15 protein-coding genes are annotated in these 15,598 nt (G+C 71.4%); 9 read left to right on the forward strand and 6 right to left on the reverse strand.

What is annotated here, in order from left to right; all coding sequences use genetic code 11:
• Positions 1-24: 24 nt before the first annotated feature.
• Positions 25-1,362: an SGNH/GDSL hydrolase family protein gene (locus ACZ56U_RS14785; protein WP_469084393.1), complete on the reverse strand. Its 1,338-nt coding sequence runs from the start codon at positions 1,360-1,362 to the stop codon at positions 25-27.
• Between the two features lie 221 nt (positions 1,363-1,583).
• On the opposite strand from ACZ56U_RS14785, the gene ACZ56U_RS14790 reads away from it, so the two are divergent.
• The 3 genes from ACZ56U_RS14790 to ACZ56U_RS14800 all read left to right on the forward strand — a co-directional run bounded on the left by ACZ56U_RS14790 (position 1,584) and on the right by ACZ56U_RS14800 (position 5,030).
• The gene (locus ACZ56U_RS14790; protein WP_469084394.1) at positions 1,584-2,927 is read left to right on the forward strand and encodes a DUF445 domain-containing protein; all 1,344 of its coding nucleotides are present in this window, start codon (positions 1,584-1,586) and stop codon (positions 2,925-2,927) included.
• A 102-nt stretch (positions 2,928-3,029) separates the two neighbouring features.
• Positions 3,030-4,499, forward strand: coding sequence for an MFS transporter (locus ACZ56U_RS14795; RefSeq protein WP_469084395.1), 1,470 nt, complete (start codon positions 3,030-3,032; stop codon positions 4,497-4,499).
• 171 nt (positions 4,500-4,670) lie between these two features.
• Positions 4,671-5,030 carry a VOC family protein gene (locus ACZ56U_RS14800; RefSeq protein WP_469084396.1) on the forward strand — a complete coding sequence of 120 codons (360 nt, stop codon included), beginning with the start codon at positions 4,671-4,673 and terminating at the stop codon, positions 5,028-5,030.
• Positions 5,031-5,311: 281 nt separating this feature from the next.
• Here the strand turns inward: ACZ56U_RS14800 and ACZ56U_RS14805 are convergent, their stop codons facing one another.
• Positions 5,312-6,013 carry a hypothetical protein gene (locus ACZ56U_RS14805; RefSeq protein WP_469084397.1) on the reverse strand — a complete coding sequence of 234 codons (702 nt, stop codon included), beginning with the start codon at positions 6,011-6,013 and terminating at the stop codon, positions 5,312-5,314.
• Between the two features lie 37 nt (positions 6,014-6,050).
• The gene (locus ACZ56U_RS14810) at positions 6,051-6,353 is read right to left on the reverse strand and encodes a hypothetical protein (RefSeq protein ID WP_469084398.1); all 303 of its coding nucleotides are present in this window, start codon (positions 6,351-6,353) and stop codon (positions 6,051-6,053) included.
• Between the two features lie 205 nt (positions 6,354-6,558).
• Between ACZ56U_RS14810 and ACZ56U_RS14815 the strand changes: the two genes are divergently transcribed.
• From ACZ56U_RS14815 to ACZ56U_RS14835, 5 genes are all read left to right on the forward strand, one after another.
• Entirely contained in the window at positions 6,559-6,981 is a 423-nt protein-coding gene (locus tag ACZ56U_RS14815; protein WP_469084399.1) for an Hsp20/alpha crystallin family protein, read from the forward strand.
• Between the two features lie 93 nt (positions 6,982-7,074).
• Positions 7,075-7,476, forward strand: coding sequence for a DUF2267 domain-containing protein (locus tag ACZ56U_RS14820; protein WP_469084400.1), 402 nt, complete (start codon positions 7,075-7,077; stop codon positions 7,474-7,476).
• Between the two features lie 76 nt (positions 7,477-7,552).
• Positions 7,553-8,344, forward strand: a complete 792-nt coding sequence (locus tag ACZ56U_RS14825; protein ID WP_469084401.1) for an alpha/beta fold hydrolase — start codon at positions 7,553-7,555, stop codon at positions 8,342-8,344.
• Positions 8,274-8,651: a hypothetical protein gene (locus ACZ56U_RS14830; RefSeq protein ID WP_469084402.1), complete on the forward strand. Its 378-nt coding sequence runs from the start codon at positions 8,274-8,276 to the stop codon at positions 8,649-8,651. The genes ACZ56U_RS14825 and ACZ56U_RS14830 overlap by 71 nt, the downstream gene beginning before the upstream one ends.
• A 97-nt stretch (positions 8,652-8,748) precedes the next feature.
• Entirely contained in the window at positions 8,749-9,744 is a 996-nt protein-coding gene (locus ACZ56U_RS14835) for a YDG/SRA domain-containing protein (protein ID WP_469084403.1), read from the forward strand.
• Positions 9,745-9,848: 104 nt separating this feature from the next.
• On the opposite strand, the gene ACZ56U_RS14840 is transcribed toward ACZ56U_RS14835, so the two are convergent.
• Together ACZ56U_RS14840 and ACZ56U_RS14845 are read right to left on the reverse strand one after the other, a co-directional pair.
• Positions 9,849-10,865, reverse strand: a complete 1,017-nt coding sequence (locus ACZ56U_RS14840; RefSeq protein WP_469084404.1) for an SEC-C metal-binding domain-containing protein — start codon at positions 10,863-10,865, stop codon at positions 9,849-9,851.
• 184 nt (positions 10,866-11,049) lie between these two features.
• The gene (locus ACZ56U_RS14845; protein ID WP_469084405.1) at positions 11,050-12,522 is read right to left on the reverse strand and encodes a glycoside hydrolase; all 1,473 of its coding nucleotides are present in this window, start codon (positions 12,520-12,522) and stop codon (positions 11,050-11,052) included.
• 472 nt (positions 12,523-12,994) lie between these two features.
• On the opposite strand from ACZ56U_RS14845, the gene ACZ56U_RS14850 reads away from it, so the two are divergent.
• The gene (locus tag ACZ56U_RS14850) at positions 12,995-13,789 is read left to right on the forward strand and encodes a class E sortase (RefSeq protein WP_469084406.1); all 795 of its coding nucleotides are present in this window, start codon (positions 12,995-12,997) and stop codon (positions 13,787-13,789) included.
• 363 nt (positions 13,790-14,152) lie between these two features.
• On the opposite strand, the gene ACZ56U_RS14855 is transcribed toward ACZ56U_RS14850, so the two are convergent.
• On the reverse strand, positions 14,153-15,541 hold the full coding sequence (locus ACZ56U_RS14855) for an MFS transporter (protein WP_469084407.1): 1,389 nt from the start codon (positions 15,539-15,541) through the stop codon (positions 14,153-14,155).
• Positions 15,542-15,598 lie beyond the last annotated feature (57 nt).

Here is a 15,598-nt window from a genome sequence, read left to right on the forward strand (position 1 = left end):
CCGCCGGCTCCAGCCCCCGTCGGTCTAGAGCTCCGCCGGTGCCGACCCCTTCAGGTCCTCCAGGTCGAACACCTCCGCCATCCGCGCGTAGCCCCTGTCGCTGGGGTGCAGATGGTCCCCGGAGTCGTAGTCGGAGCGCAGCCTGCGCGGGTTGTACGGGTCCCGCAGCGCCTCGTCGAAGTCGACGACCGCGTCGTACACCTTGCCGTCGCGGATCTCGGCGTTGATCCGCTGCCGTACGTCCTCCCGCGGCCCGGTGTACCCGCGGTGGCCCTGGAAGGGCATCAGGGTGGCGCCGACGACCTTGATGCCGCGGGCGTGCGCCTGGCGGACCAGGGTGCGCAGGCCGTCGAGGATCCTGTCGGGGACGGCGAGCTCGGGGTTGCGGAGGATGTCGTTGACGCCGAGGTCGACGACGACCACCTTGACGTTGGTGCGGCCCAGCACGTCGCGCGGGAAGCGTCCGATGCCGCTCTGGTTGTCGGCGGGGCGGCCCAGCCCGTTGGCGAGGACCTGGTTGCCGCTGATGCCCTCGTTGACCACGCTGTAGCGGGGCAGGTCGCGGCCGGACTCGATCGCGGTGCGCAGCCGCTGCGCGAGGACGTCGGTCCAGCGCCGGTTGGCGCCCTGGGTGGAGGTGATGCCGTCGGTGAGGGAGTCGCCGAGCGCGACGACGGTCCCCTCGGCCTCGTTGCTGAGCACGTCCAGCGCGGTGAGGTAGCGCCAGTACGGGGTCTGTTCGGTGTACGCCGTCCCCGTGACGTCCTCGGTGAGGTCGCCGGCGGCGACGTAGGAGATCTGCTGGGCGTGCGGGTGGTAGGTGACCGGCCCGGACGGCGTGGGGGAGTAGGTGGTGACCAGGACGTCGCTGCCGTGGGCGATGGCGATCCGCACCGCGTCGCTCATGACCTGTCCGCCGGCCGGGACGACGACCGTGGTGCTGCCGCCGAAGGTGAGGCGCCGCATGCTGTCGCCGGCCGCGGCGGCCGTGTCCTCGCTCGCGGCGACGGCGATCGACGCGTGCGTGATGGTCAGCGGGGACTGACCGTAGAGGTTGGAGAGCGTGATGCGGGCACTCGTACCGCCGATGGCGGTGTGGACGACGTTGCGTACCGAGCGGCCCGCCATGCCCTCGGTCTCCGTGCCGGGCTCGGCGGCCGCCGGGGAGGTGGACCATGCGCCGACCCAGGTGCCGGTGGAGGCCGGGGCGGCGGGGTTGCGCGGGCCGGGGCCCTGGGCGAGTGTCTCGCGCTTGTCCGTGCTGCCGTCGTCGGCTGCGACACCGACGTACAGGGCGGCGGAAAGCATCACGATCAGGGCGACGATCGCGGACAGCAGGGCATAACCGTGACGCCTGGTCATGCGGTGCGGGTCTCCTCGGGCAGATGGGAGCCCCAGGCTCCGATGTGATCACCTCATGATGCGTCATGAGATGAGGGGTGTGTGAACAGACCCCCCATTGGGCCACCGGAGTTCAGCAGTGAGCTCCCCCCGACCTGACAGACGTCGGGAACTCCTGATCCGTTCCAGGAGTCGGTCAGGAAGGGACAATATGTGCGGGGGATCACGAACGGGTGGAGTGGATGGACAGCACGAAACCAGACGAGGCGGATAGCGCGGACGTGGGGCAGCATGCCCCTCCGGTCGCCGCCGGTAACCGCGCGATGACCGCGTTCAGCGCCGCCGACGAGGAGAAGCAGCGCGGCGTGCGCCGGATGAAGCTCACGGCGGCCGGGCTGCTGCTGTTCGTGGCGGTCGTGTACGTGCTCGCCGAGGTCGCCGCGCACCACGGCGCGGGCGCCTGGGCGGGGTATGTCGCCGCGGCCGCCGAGGCGGGCATGGTCGGCGCGCTCGCGGACTGGTTCGCGGTCACGGCGCTCTTCCGCCGGCCGCTTGGCCTGCCCATCCCGCACACCGCGATCATCCCGACGAAGAAGGACCAGCTCGGCGTGTCGCTGGGGGAGTTCGTCGGCGAGAACTTCCTCTCCGGGGACGTCGTACGGCAGCGGCTGCGCGCGGTCGGCATCGGCGGCAGGCTCGGCGCCTGGCTGGCGGAGCCCGAGCACGCCGACCGGGTCACGGCGGAGCTGTCGGCCGCCCTGCGCGGGGCGCTGACCGTGTTGCGGGACTCCGATGTGCAGGCCGTCGTGGGCGAGGCGATCACCCGGCGGGCCGACGCCCAGGAGATCGCGCCCGGCATCGGCAAGATGCTGGAGAAGATCGTCGCCGACGGCGGCCACCGGCGGGTGGTGGACCTGGTGGTGGCGCGGGCGCACGACTGGCTCGTCCTGCACGACGAACAGGTCATGGACGCCGTCCAGGGCGGCGCCCCCGGCTGGACCCCCCGGTTCGTCGACAAGAAGGTCGGCGAGCGCGTCTACCGGGAACTCCTGCGGTTCGTGACCGAGATGCGGGACATGCCCTCGCACCCGGCCCGGGGCGCGCTGGACCGCTTCCTGTCCGACTTCGCCTCCGACCTCCAGTCCGACACCGACACCCGCGCGCGCGTCGAGCGCCTCAAGGGCGAGGTGCTGGGCCGGGGCGAGGTCCAGGACCTGATCGCGTCCGCGTGGACCGCCGTACGCTCGATGATCGTCTCCGCCGCCGAGGACGAGCGCAGCGAACTGCGGCTGCGGGTACGGGCGTCGCTGCTGTCGCTCGGGGCGCGGATGGCGGTCGAGCCCCGGCTCCAGGCCAAGGTGGACGGCTGGGTCGAGGGCGCCGCGGTGTACGTGGTGTCGACGTACCGCCACGAGATCACCTCGCTGATCACGGACACGGTGGCCGGCTGGGACGCCGAGCACACCACCCGGAAGATCGAGGCCCACATCGGCCGGGACCTCCAGTTCATCCGGATCAACGGCACGGTGGTGGGCTCGCTGGCGGGCCTGCTGATCTACACGCTCGCCCGGGCGCTGGGGGCGTAGGGCCTGTGGTGAAAGGCCCTGGACGCGGGTTCGGGCGACGGGCGTACAACGGCTCCTTCCCGGGCACCCGAACCGGGTTCTCACTCGACGTGGAGGGGGCCCATGACCACCGCACAGGCCGGGACCGGCCGGACCGTGACATCGAACATCCCTGCGAGACTCGACCGCCTGCCGTGGTCGCGCTGGCACTGGACGATCGTCATCGGACTAGGAACCGTATGGATTCTCGACGGCCTCGAAGTGACGGTCGTCGGCAACATCGCGGGAAGGCTCTCGGAGCCGGGCAGCGGCCTGCCGATCTCCTCCGGTCAGGTGACCGGGCTGGCCGCGGCCCTGTATGTCGCGGGGGCGTGCGTGGGGGCACTCTTCTGGGGCCGGCTCACCGACACATGGGGCCGCAAAAAACTGTTCATGATCACCCTGGCCGTGTACCTGGCGGCCACGGCACTCACCGCGGTGTCCTTCTCGACCTGGTGGTTCCTCACCTTCCGCTTCCTGACGGGGTTCGGGATCGGCGGCGAGTACGCGGCGATCAACTCCGCCATCGACGAGCTGATCCCGGCGAAGTACCGCGGCCGCGTCGACCTCATGATCAACGGCAGCTTCTGGCTGGGCGCGGTGGGCGGCTCCCTGCTGTCGATCGTCGCGCTGGACACGTCCGTCCTGGCCAAGGACCTCGGCTGGCGCCTGACGTTCGCGCTGGGCGCGGTCCTGGCCCTGGTGATTCTCCTGGTACGCCGTCATGTCCCGGAAAGCCCACGGTGGTTGCTGATCCACGGCCGTGAGGAGGAGGCGGAGAAGATCGTCTCCTCGATCGAGCGGCAGGTGGAGTCGGAACGCGGCGAACGCCTCCCGGAGCCCTCGCCGGACGCCGAACTCACCATCCACCAGCGGGGCGGCGTGACGTTCGCGGAGATCGCCCGCACGGTCTTCTCCAAGTACCGCCGCCGCGCCATCCTCGGCTTCGCCCTCTTCATCGGCCAGGCGTTCCTCTACAACGCCATCACCTTCGGCTTCGGCGCGATCCTGACCAAGTTCTACGACGTGCCGACCGGCAGCACCGGCTACTACTTCGCGGTGATCGCGATCGGCAACTTCATGGGCCCGCTGCTGCTCGGCAAGCTCTTCGACACGGTGGGCCGCCGAGTGATGATCTCCTCGACCTACCTCCTGTCGGGCCTGTTCCTCTTCGGCACGGCCTGGCTCTTCGACCGCGGCGCCCTGGAAGCGACCACCCTGACGGCCTGCTGGTGCGCGGTCCTCTTCTTCGCCTCGGCCGGCGCGTCGAGCGCGTACCTGACGGTCTCCGAGATCTTCCCGATGGAGACCCGGGCCATGTCCATCGCCTTCTTCTACGCCCTCGGCACGGCGGCCGGCGGCATCAGCGGCCCGCTGATCTTCGCCGACCTCACCGAGACGGGGAAGGTCGGCGACACGGTCCTCGCCTTCCAGATCGGCGCGACGCTGATGTGCCTGGCGGGTCTCGTGGCGGCGTTCCTGGCCGTACGGGCAGAAGGCCGGTCCCTGGAGGACATCGCCCGCCCACTGACGGCGGCATCGCCCACCCGCTGACGGCAGGGACTTGGACGGCTTCCACTGTGGGGGCGCGGACCGGGGCGCCGGGGGCGAGAGGCTCCCGGCGCCCCCACGCGCCTCTGGCTCCGGAGGGTGCGGAGGCGCGAGGGTGGGAGGCCGGGGCGCGGACAACAGACAGCCGACGCCGACTGCGAGGAGGCACCACCCATGACCGTCCGCCGGATCGTGCCCGACTTCCAGGTCGACTCCGAGGAGGCGATGAAGGCGAGCACCGACTTCTACGGCCTGCTCGGCTTCCAGGAAGTCATGAACATGGGCTGGGTCGTCACCCTCGCCTCACCCACCAACCCCACTGCCCAGATCAGCTTCTTCACCGAGGAGCGCACCGCACCGGTCGTGCCCGACCTCAGCGTGGAGGTGGCGGACGTCGACGCGGTGTACGCGCAGCTCGTGGCGGCCGGCGCCGACGTCGTACGGGAGCTGCGGGACGAGGAGTGGGGCGTACGGCGCTTCTTCGTCCGGGATCCCAACGGGCGGATCGTGAACGTGCTGACGCACGGGGGGTAGGCGCGGGCGGGGGTGGACCGGGGTGGGGACCGGGGTGTGGGCCGGGCCCCGGTTGCGGTCGGTTTCCGGGGCGGGCCGGTTGCGGTCGGTTTTGGGGTGGGTGGGCTGCGGTCGGTTTCCGGGGCGGGCGGGCTGCGGTCGGGGTTTGGGGTGGGTGGGCTGCGGTCGGTTTCGGCACCGCGCGGCTAACCGCCGGCACGCCCCGCTCCGGCCCGACCGGCGGCACCGCGCGGCTAACCGCGGGCACGCCCCGATCCGGCCCGACCGGCGGCACCGCGCGGCTACCCGCCGGCACGCCCCGCTCCGGCCCGACCGCCCTCGGGCGCGGGCTCCCACTCCGGGCAGTACTCGACGTGCACCAGGGGCACCGTACGGTCCAACAGGCCCGAGGTCGGGTGCAGTTCGGCGCAGGCGTGGCCGTCGAAGCGGCGCAGGCGGCGGTCCCAGCCGGGCCCGGTGTCGGCGAGGTCGAGGAAGTCCGCGGCGGCGTCCGCGAAGGGCAGGGCGCTGCCGCTCAGCACGAGGGTGTCGGCGGCGGTGGTCAGCCGGAGGCGGTCGCGGAAACCGGCGTGGTGGGCGCCGGGGACGGCACGGTCGGTGTCCGAGGGGAAGTCGGCCCGCCGGAACTCGACGGTGTGCGGGCTGCCCTGCCCGAGCCGCCCGCGCACCTCCTTCCACCGGGAAGCCGGGAACTGCGCGGAGTGGTGCACCAGCAGCAGGTCGCGGGCCCGGTACGGCTCGGGCAGCGGTTGCCCGACCGGCCGCTCGTCGTGCCTGCGCAGCGGGAGGTGGACCAGTGAGCGCGGGGACCGGGCGGCCAGCAGCCAGGCCGCGGCCAGCTCGGCCGCCGCGGCCCGGTCCACCCTGAGGTCCAGCCAGTGCCCGGTGTCGTAGCAGAGCGCACGGCGCAGCCCCGTGGTGCGCAGCACCCGGTACTCGTCCGGCCCGAGCCGCCCCCGATGCTCGGTGACTCCCAGTCGCATCGCTCCCCGCCTCCCCACCACCCCGGGCTCCCGACGCTCAGCCCTGCCGGTCCGCCACCGCCCAGGAGGCGAGCGCGACGGCCCCCGCCACCCCGAACACGGCCGGCCACGCCCCCACCTTCTTGGCCAGCGGATGCGACCCGGCGAAGGCGGCGACATACGCGGCGGTCAGCGCGCCGGCCGCCCCGCCGCCGGCCTGCTGCCGCCACTGCCGCGCGGCCGCGGCCCCGGCGACGGCCAGCACGACCCCGCCCAGCTGCCGCTTCCTGGTCCAGCGCGCCACGCCGTACCCGCCGACGAGCCCGCCCGCCGCGACCACCGCGCTGGGAACCTTCGCCATGTCTGCCTCCTGCCGATCGTGACCACCGCGGCCCGCGAGCCTCGACCCTCGGGGTGTTTCCCGAGGTCCGGAGCTTCCGAGGCTAACCTCGGTCCCGCCCTCCGCCCCCGACTTGAGCCGGGGCTTGTCAAGTTTCCTCCTCCGAGTTATATAAGAAGGCGTCAGGGCATCGCACCCCAGTTCCTGAGGAGAGGAGTGACCTGTGATGCTCATGCGTACGGACCCCTTCCGCGAGTTCGACCGACTCGCGCAGCAGGTCTTCGGCGCCACCCGCCCGGCGGCCATGCCGATGGACGCCTACCGGTCGGGGGACGACTTCATCGTCCACTTCGACCTCCCCGGCATCGACCCCGAGACGATCGACCTGGACGTCGAACGCAACGTCCTCAACGTCCGCGCCGAGCGCCGTCCCCGCGCCCCCGAGGGCGCGGAGACGATCGTCGCCGAACGCCCGACCGGCACCTTCACGCGCCAGCTCTTCCTCGGCGACACCCTCGACACGGAACGCATCGACGCCTCGTACGAAGCCGGGGTCCTGACCCTGCGTATCCCCGTGGCCGAACAGGCCAAGCCGCGCCGCATCCAGATCTCCGGCGACGGCCAGGCACGCAAGCAGCTGAGCAACTGATCACACACACACCGGCGAGCGCCCCGCGGGCCACTCCGCGGGGCCGCCGCGCGGGGCGCTCCCAGGAGATGGACGGAGGAGAGACGGCCAGACATGGGCAGCTGGACTGAACTGGTGGAACTCGTAAGGGAATCGGGCCGTTACCCGACGGCGGAGGAAGCGGCACGCGTCACCCGCGTCGTCCTGTCGGCCCTCGGCGGCCATGTCACCGGCGACGAACGCGTCGACCTCGCCCGAGCCCTCCCGGAGCAGGCCGCGAGGATCGTCGCCGACCAGATCCCGGCCCATCGCCCGCTGCCGGCGGCACAGTTCGTGGAGTCGGTCGCGGCCCGCACCGAGGGCGCGACCCCGGCGACGGCCCGCTGGGACGTCAGCTCGGTGCTGAGCGTGCTGCCGGGGGTGGTGGGCGAGGAGCTGGTCGAGTGCATTCTCCACCAACTCCCGTCAGGCTATGCCTTGTTGTTCGGCAGGGCAGAGCTGGTCCAGGCGGCCTGACCAGCGGACGGCCCGGCCGGCGTGCCGCGGGCGCCAGTACGGCAGGACCGCACAACTCACCTCCAGGGAACCGCACTTGCCCCACCTCCCCCTGCCCGACGGCACGCGCCTGGCCTACCGCGACCACCGCCCACCCGGGCCACCGACCCGCACGGCCCTGCTCCTGCACGGCCTCGCGGGCCACATGGGCGAGTGGGACGCCCTCCTGCCGCTGCTCCTCGCTTCCGGGTTCCGCGTGGTCACGTACGACGCCCGGGCCCACGGCGCGAGCACCCGCCGCCCACCGACGGTGACACGCCGGTCCTACGTCGACGACGCGGCCACCCTCGTCGAGGAACTCGGCCTCACCCCCGTCACCCTGATCGGCCAGTCCCTGGGCGGTCATACGGCGATGCTGCTGGCGTCGGCCCGCCCGGAGCTGGTGGCCGCGCTGGTCCTCGTGGAGGCGGGACCGGCGGGCCCGAGCCCGGAGCTGCCCGCGCAGATCGGCGCCTGGCTGGACAGCTGGCCCACGCCCTTCCGGTCCCTGGCGGAGGCCGAGGACTTCCTCGGTCACGAGGGGTGGGCGAGAGGGCAGGAGAAACGCGCCGACGGCTGGTGGCCCCGCTTCGACCGGGACCGGATGGTCGAGTCCCTCACGGAACTCGCCGAGCACGCCTACTGGGCGGAATGGGCGCGCGTCACCTGCCCCACGCTCCTGGTCCAAGGAGAGAAGGGCACAATGCGCCCCACCGAGGCGGCCGACATGCGGGCGCTGCGCCCGGACACCCGCGTGACCGTCGTCCCGGGCGCCGGACATGACGTACACCTGGAACAGCCGGAGCGGCTGGCGTCGGCGCTGGACGAGTTCTTCGGGAGGATCCCATGACGACCCCCAGGTCTCCCTGACCACCGACGGACTCACCCCGCGCGCCGTCACCGACTCCCCGGCCCACACCGACGCCCTGTTCCCCCTGGACAACGACCCGGACGTCATGCGCTACCTCAACGGCAGCCGCCCGACGACCCGCGAGGCGATCCACGCCCAGACCCCGCCGCACCTCCTCCACGCCTACGCCTGCACCGGCACCCGAGGCTTCCGGGCGCAGGAACGCACGACGGCCGTCGAACTCGGCTACCGCCTCAACAAGGCCCGAGTGATGGAGAAGGCGGGCCTGAAGTACCTGCCGTTGTGAGCCGCATCGACGCGCGCCGTTCGCGTCCGGGATGCCAACTTGCACTGTAGGTAAAGGCGGTTGACATTCGTGATCAGTTCCGGTCCAGTGTGATCGCATGGGGAACGAGCGAGTAGTTGGCCACATCGTGGGTGTCAGTCCGGGCGAGACCTTCCCGAGGCGGAGGCAGCTGTTCGACGAGAAGATGCATGGCGACCTCCAGCGAGGCATTTCTCGCATAAAAGATGAAGACGGCAGCTGGGTTTCTGATGCCATTGTGCTGAATGGCGGGTACGAGGACGACGAAGACGAGTGGTATACGGTTCGGTATACCGGCGCCTCGCCTGATGAGGACAAGTACGAGGAAGGGCGCGTCAAGAAACTTAAGCGCAGTCAGTCCTGGGATTACCAAGATAACGACGCTCTAAAGTTGAGCTACGAGCGCGGATACCCGATTCGCGTCATTCGAGGGCATGGCGGAGATAAAAGATACTCCCCCGGGAACTGCTATCGGTATGACGGCCTGTACGAGATCACCGAGATCCGCACAGCAGTTGCCAAGTCGGCGGCACCGGACGGTTCGCTGATCGAGATCTGCCAATACGACCTGGCGCGGCTTCCTGACGATCTTCAGGAGATGACGAGTCTTGAGAGTCGTACGATCGCTGAGTTGCGGCGCAAGGCTGCCGAGGAAGAAGAGCGAGCTCAGGTAGAGAAGTTCCCGGAGAGGCGTCCCTCGCAGATCCAGCGAATAGTTCGCGACAATAAGCTCACTAGGCGCATTAAGAAGCTGTATGAAGATGAATGCCAGCTGTGTGGCCTTCGGTTGGTAGGGGCAGACGGTAAGCCGTACAGTGAAGGCGCCCACATAAAGCCGCTGGGTAACCCGCATGGCGGGCCCGACGTGGAGCCAAATATTCTCTGTCTCTGTCCTAACTGTCATGTGCGGCTCGATATTGGCGCGGTTGTGATAGAGGACGATTGGTCCATTGTTGCGCGGGCGGGATTGTTTGACCCGAATCTGCGAACGAAGCTCAAGAGGCATGGCTCTCACAAGGTGCACCCTGAGTACGTCAGGCATCATCGGGAGTGGTGGCAGCAGAGGGAGGCGTAACCTCTGGCGGCTGCCGGTATTCGGCGGAGAAGTCGCCCAGAAACAAAGGGGGTCCCACGAACCAACCGGTTCGCGGGACCCGTGGCGCCCGGGGGCGTGCTCAACTACCCCCGTGCGCCATGGCACTCGGCATAACCGCGCCCCGACCCGCACCAGCAGGACGCCCCCCGCTGCGGGGGCCATGCCACCGCTCGCCCCCGCGCCGCGAGGGTCGTTGCGTACTGGGGGAGCAGGGTGGCGTCGGCGGGGGAGGCGCTCTCGGAGGCTGCGAAGGCCTCGTAGGAGGGGACCGTGCCGGTCACGATGCCGAGGTTCGGTGTGCCGGAGGCGGCCAGTTCCCGCAGGGAGGCCTCTATCGTCGCCAGGTGCTCCTCGTGCGAGGGGTACTCGTCGGTCAGGGACGGGTACGCCTGCACCAGCTCCGCGAGTTCCGGCGCCGACCAGTGCAGCACCGCCACCGGGAAGGGGCGGGACAGGGCCTGGCGGTACGCGCCCAGCTCGGCGTGGAGCCGGGAGATCTCCGCGGCCAGCTCCGCCGGGTTGTCCGAGCCCAGCGACCAGACGCGCTTGGGGTCGTGGAGCTCGTCCAGGGAGACGGGGGAGGTGTGCAGGGTGTCCGCGAGCATGTCCCACTCGTCATGGCCCATCCCCAGCATCCGGCGGACCCGGTGGCGGCCGAAGAGCAGGGACTGCAGGGAGTGCGAGGGCGGCGTGCCCTCGACGAGGAGCAGCCGAGCGCCCTCGGTGAACGTCTCCTGGGCCGCCTCCAGCTCGTCGTGGGACTCCAGCGCCTCCGCCACGATCACCCAGGGCGCGGGGTCCCGCGGCGCCGCCGTCCGGACGCCCTGGATGATGGCGCGGGCCTCCGCCTCGTGGCCGTACTCCCAGAGGTTCGACGCCTTGAGGGCGCGTACCAGGAAGGGGTTCTCCAGGCCGGTCGGGGAGGCGAGCAGGCTGTCGTAGAGGGCGGTCGCGGCGGGTCGGTCGCCGGCCAGTTCCAGGTGGGCCGCGGCCTGGAGGAGCAGGGCCTCGGCGTCCTCGGGGTACAGGCCGGCGGTCCGCTCCAGGCGTGCCGCTTCGGCGGTGTGGTCGACGTTCTCGGCAGGCGTGTCGGGGCGCATGGGGGACACCGTACTGCCGTTGGCTCACGGAGGAGAGATAGACCCAGGCCAGGCCCTCCGCGGGGAGCCCGGACCGCCGCCCGGGGCGGCTGACCGGCCGCCCGCCGCCCGGGGCCAGCGAGCGGCCCTCTGCCGCCCGGGAGTGAGTGAACCCGCCCGGGCGGCCGGGGCCGCCGCTCCCGTCCTAGATCGTCACCCCGTCGATCTGGATCGTCTGCACCGCCTTCGCCGCGAACGGCACCGCCACCGACTTCCCCTTGAGGAAGGTGTTGGAGTACGAGGCGTACTTGTCACCGCCCGTGGTCACGGTGTTCCAGCGGGGCGTCACGCCGCCGCTCCCGCCCGTCACCGTGGTGAAGCGGGAGAGGTCGAAGGTCAGGGTCTGGGCCGAGGCCGAGGTGTTCAGGGCGACGATGACCAGGCGCTTGGCCGTGGCGTCGTAGGCCGCCGTCGCGTAGCTGACGCCGGTGTCGAGGATCCGCATGCCGGGGCGGATGTGGCGGCTGAACTGGGCCAGCACGTAGTACTTGGTCTCGATCGCGCCGGCCTGAAGGGTGTTCGCGTCGTACTTGATCACGCCCCAGCCCGCGGTCGGGTCCATGACCTGCCAGTAGACCCAGGCCGTCGGGTGCAGCCAGCGGAAGTCGTAGAGGAGGTTGGAGGCCATGGTGTAGCCGGTGCCGTCGCTGTCGCCGGTCTCGGAGTTCCACAGCTTCTTGCCGGAGGTCGTGACGACGTCCGAGTACAGCAGGTCCCGGCGGCCGCTCGAGCCCTGGTAGCCGTGCACGTTGACCTGGTCGACGTACCCCTTGGTGGTGGCGCTGAAGGAGTTCCAGGTGGTGCGGGCGAGGTCGTAACTGGTCTCGTCCGAGGCCGATATCCGCACCCCGTTCAGCCCGCGGCTGTTCAACTCACTGCGCAGGTACGGCAGTACGGCTGCCTGGACCGTCGCGTCCATGTGGCAGCCCTCCTGGGTGCCGGTGGCGGTCCACCAGGACGACGAGGGCTCGTTGAAGGGGTCGACGGTCGCGAAGTTCACGCCCCAGTTGTTCCTGGCGTAGAGGGCGACGGTGGCGAGGTGGGAGGCGTGCTGGCGGTAGTTCCAGGTCTGGAGGTTGTTGCCGCCGCCGGAGGCGCCCGAGGGGTTGTGGTTCTGGCACATCCACCACATGGGGGAGTTGGCGAACAGCTCGGTCGTCGCGCCGCGCGCCACCGCCTTCGTGAGCATCGCGCGCTGGGTGGCGTCCGCGGTCCAGTCCCAGGCGGAGGAGGTGGGGCTCTCGTTGTTCCAGTCCTGCCAGTAGCCCTCGATCTGCTTGAACGCGGGGATGTTGGGGGAGGCCACCATGGAGGAGCCGTTCACCGTGTTCCAGCTGCACGCGCCCAGGTTGTAGCGGGCGATGTTCATCCCGAGGCCGGGCAATGAGGTGCCGTTGTACGTGGTCGACTTGGTGGTGAAGAACAGGTCGGCGAAGTCGTCCCGGGCGCCGAACACGTTCGCCCACCAGGCCAGTGAGGTGCCCCAGCCCTCCCAGGTGCCGTACGAGGTCCCGGGGTTGACGGCGATCGTGGCGTCCGCGCGTGCGGTGCCCGTCGCCATGGCGCTGCCGAGGAGGGTGCCTCCTGCGGCTGTCAGCAGCGTTCTGCGTCGGATCATGGCTGTCCTGTCCGCCTCTCGGTGGCGCTCGACGTAGTGGCTCGCCCACGCGCCCCCCGCGTGCCATCACGAAGCATCGGGTGTGGTGCGCGGGGTTGTCGAGAGGTGTGACAGCGCTTTCTTTCTGCGCTGCTTTCTATTTCTCCAACGGTTATGAGAAGGGGTGGTGGTTGGCGGTGGCCGACCGTCCCCTCCTCGCGGCGGGAGGCGGGAGGCGGGAGGCGGGAGGCGGGGCGGTGGGTGCCACGGACACCTCGGGGACTTCGCATCGACCTACGCGCCCGCCTACGCACCCGTCTGCGTGCTCGCCTACGCGCCCGCCCAGGAACCCGCCTACGCACCCGCCCTCGGGGCCGGGCCTCGGCAGGTGGCGTTCCGGGGCAATGGGGGTGCGGGGCTGGTGAGTTGAGGGGGCAGCGCCTATCGTGCGGGCCCGGTGTGAGCGGTCCGCGCGGTGGAGGGCGGTGGGGTCATGCGGGTGCCCGTCGTGCGGCACGGCACCCTGCGTCGACGAGCCCGTCGGCGGCGCGTGTGGTGGACGGGCGGTGAGCTTCTCGTCACCGTCGGGGTCGTGCTGCTGCTTCTCGTGGCGCACCAGGTGTGGTGGACCAACGAGGAGGCCAGACGGGGCGCCGAGCGCAAAGTGGAGGCGCTGGAACGGCAGTGGGGGACCGACTCGTCCTCCGGGGCCGAAGGCGCGGCCCCCGGGGGCGAGTCCGGGACACCCGCTTACGGTGCCGAGTCCGGGGGTGCGTCCCGGGCGGGCGCCTCACGGCAGGGGGCGTCGGCCACCGCCCGCCGGGAGCGGCCCGAGCGTTCCCAGGCCTACGCCATCCTCACCATCCCCCGCCTCGGCCTCCGCGTCCCCGTGGCCGAGGGCATCGGCAGGCAGGATGTGCTCAACAAGGGGTACGTGGGTCACTATCCCGGCACCCAACAGCCGGGCCAGACCGGCAACTTCGCCCTCGCCGGTCACCGCAACACCCACGGCGAGCCCTTCCGCCACCTCAACCGGCTCGCCCCCAGGGACACCGTCGAGGTCGAGACCAGGGTCGCCGTCTACACGTACGCCGTCGACACCACCCTCGCCGAGACCACCGCCCGCGACTCGGGAGTACTCCGCGAGATCCCGCGCTCGATCGTCCACCCCGCCCACGGCTACACCCGGCCCGGCCACTACCTCACCCTCACCACCTGCACCCCGGAGTACACCTCCCGCTACCGCCTGGTGGTGTGGGGCACGTTGGTCTCGGTGCGTCCCCGGTAGGACGTTGCCCGCACGTGGATGCCGTACGCCGGGCCGGCATGCCCATGACCCCACGGCCCTACGGCCCCGCGGCCTGGGCCCCATGACCTCACGGGCCCCCGGCCCTGGGCCCCGCCTCCGGGCCTCCGGGCCTCCCGGCCTCCGGGCTCCCGCACCTCCGGGCGCCCCCGCCTCCGGGCCTCCGGGCCCCGCAACTCCCCGCCCCCCAGACCGATCGTCGCGTCCCCCGTGACACCGCCTCTCCGGCGGGAGCGCGGTCGTACCCCAGGTGGTAGGCGTCCGGACGCTGGTGTGCAGGCCCCGGCAGCCTGCCGGTACGGTGCCGCCCCGGTCGCCTGGCCGTAGACATACGGGAGGGCCTCCTCACCCCCGCTCCCGCAGTCCCCCCACCAACCCCGCCGCCACCACCGCCAGCCCCGCCGACACCCCCATCGCCACATCCGCACCCCGCGTGAGCCCGCCCTCCGACGACGTCGCGAGGGCGATCGTCAGGGCCACGCCGGCGCAGGAGCCGACGTAGCGGAAGGTCTGCTGTGCCCCCGACCCCATCCCCGCGCGCTGGGCCGGTACGGAGTCCACGGCGAGGAGCGGGAGCGCGGCGTTCAGCAGGCCGCTGCCGATGCCCGCGACCATGAGTCCCGGCAGCAGCCGTACCCAGGAACCCGCGTCGAGCGCGCCCAGCATGGCGAGCGCCCCGGCCGCGTGCAGCAGGAAACCGAGGGCGAGTTGGTGCCGGGGCGAGACGCGTCCCGACAGCCGGCGGACCTGGAGGGCCACCGTGAAGGACAGCCCGGACCACAACAGGAACAGCCACGCGGTGTCCATCGCGGACAGTCCCAGGGTCTGCTGGAGCAGCGTCGGCAGGAAGCTGAACAGGCCGATCACCGCGAGGCCCGTGAACAGTCCGCTGACGGACGAGGCGAGGAAACGGGGGCGGCGGAACAGGTCCAGGTCGATCATCGGGGTCGCGGTACGCCGCTCGACCGCGACGAAGACGGCCAGCAGGACGACGCTCGCCAGCAGCAACAGCCCGACCGGCGCCCGCAGCCAGCCGTCCCGGCCGAGGGTCAGGGCGGCGACCAGACCGACCAGGGCCAGCCCGAACGCCACGGCCCCGCCGAGGTCGGGGCGGCCGCCGCGCGGGGCGCGGGACTCCACCAGCCGCCGTGCGGAGAGGGCGGCCACGATCACGGCGGCCGCGCCGAGCACGACGTACGCGAGCCGCCAACTCGGTATCCCGCCGACGACGACCGGCCCCAGCGCGATGCCGCCGCTCACGAACGCGCCCCACACCCCGGTCGCCCGCAGCCGTCCGGCCGGTGTCGGGAAGGCGTGCACGATCAGGCCGAGGCTGCTCGCGAGCAGTGCCGCGCTGGCCGCGCCCTGGGCGACCCGGGCCAGGGTGAACAGCCAGGTCGTGGTGGCGAGGGCGCCGAGGACCGTGGTGAGCCCGAGGGCGAGGGTGCCGGCGACGAAGACCCGGCGGCGGCCGTAGTCGTCGGCGAGGGTGCCGGCGACGAGCAGGAGGGCGGCGAGGCCGAGCGGGGTGCCGTTCAGGAGCCAGGCCTGCGCGGAGAGCGGGGTGTGCAGGGCGGCGGCGATGTCAGGGAGCGTGACCATCGGCGCGGTGTAGGTCATCAGGGCCACGGCGGTGGCACCGCTGGTCAGGGCGAGTGTGGCGCCCGGTCTCGCGGTGGTCACCGGTGCCGTGTCCGGCGCCACGGTCACGGTTCGTTCACTGAACCTAGTCATGCGGAGTACCGTAACAGTGTCGGTTCAATCACCGAACCAACAATGCGCAAAGTGGCT

It is taken from the genome of Streptomyces sp. NPDC034103 (assembly GCF_055575395.1).

Coding starts and splice junctions, on each gene's coding strand:
- ACZ56U_RS14785 (WP_469084393.1), bottom strand. CDS start 1,362: ATGACCAGGCGTCACGGTTATGCCCTGCTGTCCGCGATCGTCGCCCTG.
- ACZ56U_RS14790 (WP_469084394.1), top strand. CDS start 1,584: ATGGACAGCACGAAACCAGACGAGGCGGATAGCGCGGACGTGGGGCAG.
- ACZ56U_RS14795 (WP_469084395.1), top strand. CDS start 3,030: ATGACCACCGCACAGGCCGGGACCGGCCGGACCGTGACATCGAACATC.
- ACZ56U_RS14800 (WP_469084396.1), top strand. CDS start 4,671: ATGACCGTCCGCCGGATCGTGCCCGACTTCCAGGTCGACTCCGAGGAG.
- ACZ56U_RS14805 (WP_469084397.1), bottom strand. CDS start 6,013: ATGCGACTGGGAGTCACCGAGCATCGGGGGCGGCTCGGGCCGGACGAG.
- ACZ56U_RS14810 (WP_469084398.1), bottom strand. CDS start 6,353: ATGGCGAAGGTTCCCAGCGCGGTGGTCGCGGCGGGCGGGCTCGTCGGC.
- ACZ56U_RS14815 (WP_469084399.1), top strand. CDS start 6,559: ATGCTCATGCGTACGGACCCCTTCCGCGAGTTCGACCGACTCGCGCAG.
- ACZ56U_RS14820 (WP_469084400.1), top strand. CDS start 7,075: ATGGGCAGCTGGACTGAACTGGTGGAACTCGTAAGGGAATCGGGCCGT.
- ACZ56U_RS14830 (WP_469084402.1), top strand. CDS start 8,274: ATGACGTACACCTGGAACAGCCGGAGCGGCTGGCGTCGGCGCTGGACG.
- ACZ56U_RS14835 (WP_469084403.1), top strand. CDS start 8,749: ATGGGGAACGAGCGAGTAGTTGGCCACATCGTGGGTGTCAGTCCGGGC.
- ACZ56U_RS14840 (WP_469084404.1), bottom strand. CDS start 10,865: ATGCGCCCCGACACGCCTGCCGAGAACGTCGACCACACCGCCGAAGCG.
- ACZ56U_RS14845 (WP_469084405.1), bottom strand. CDS start 12,522: ATGATCCGACGCAGAACGCTGCTGACAGCCGCAGGAGGCACCCTCCTC.
- ACZ56U_RS14850 (WP_469084406.1), top strand. CDS start 12,995: ATGCGGGTGCCCGTCGTGCGGCACGGCACCCTGCGTCGACGAGCCCGT.
- ACZ56U_RS14855 (WP_469084407.1), bottom strand. CDS start 15,541: ATGACTAGGTTCAGTGAACGAACCGTGACCGTGGCGCCGGACACGGCA.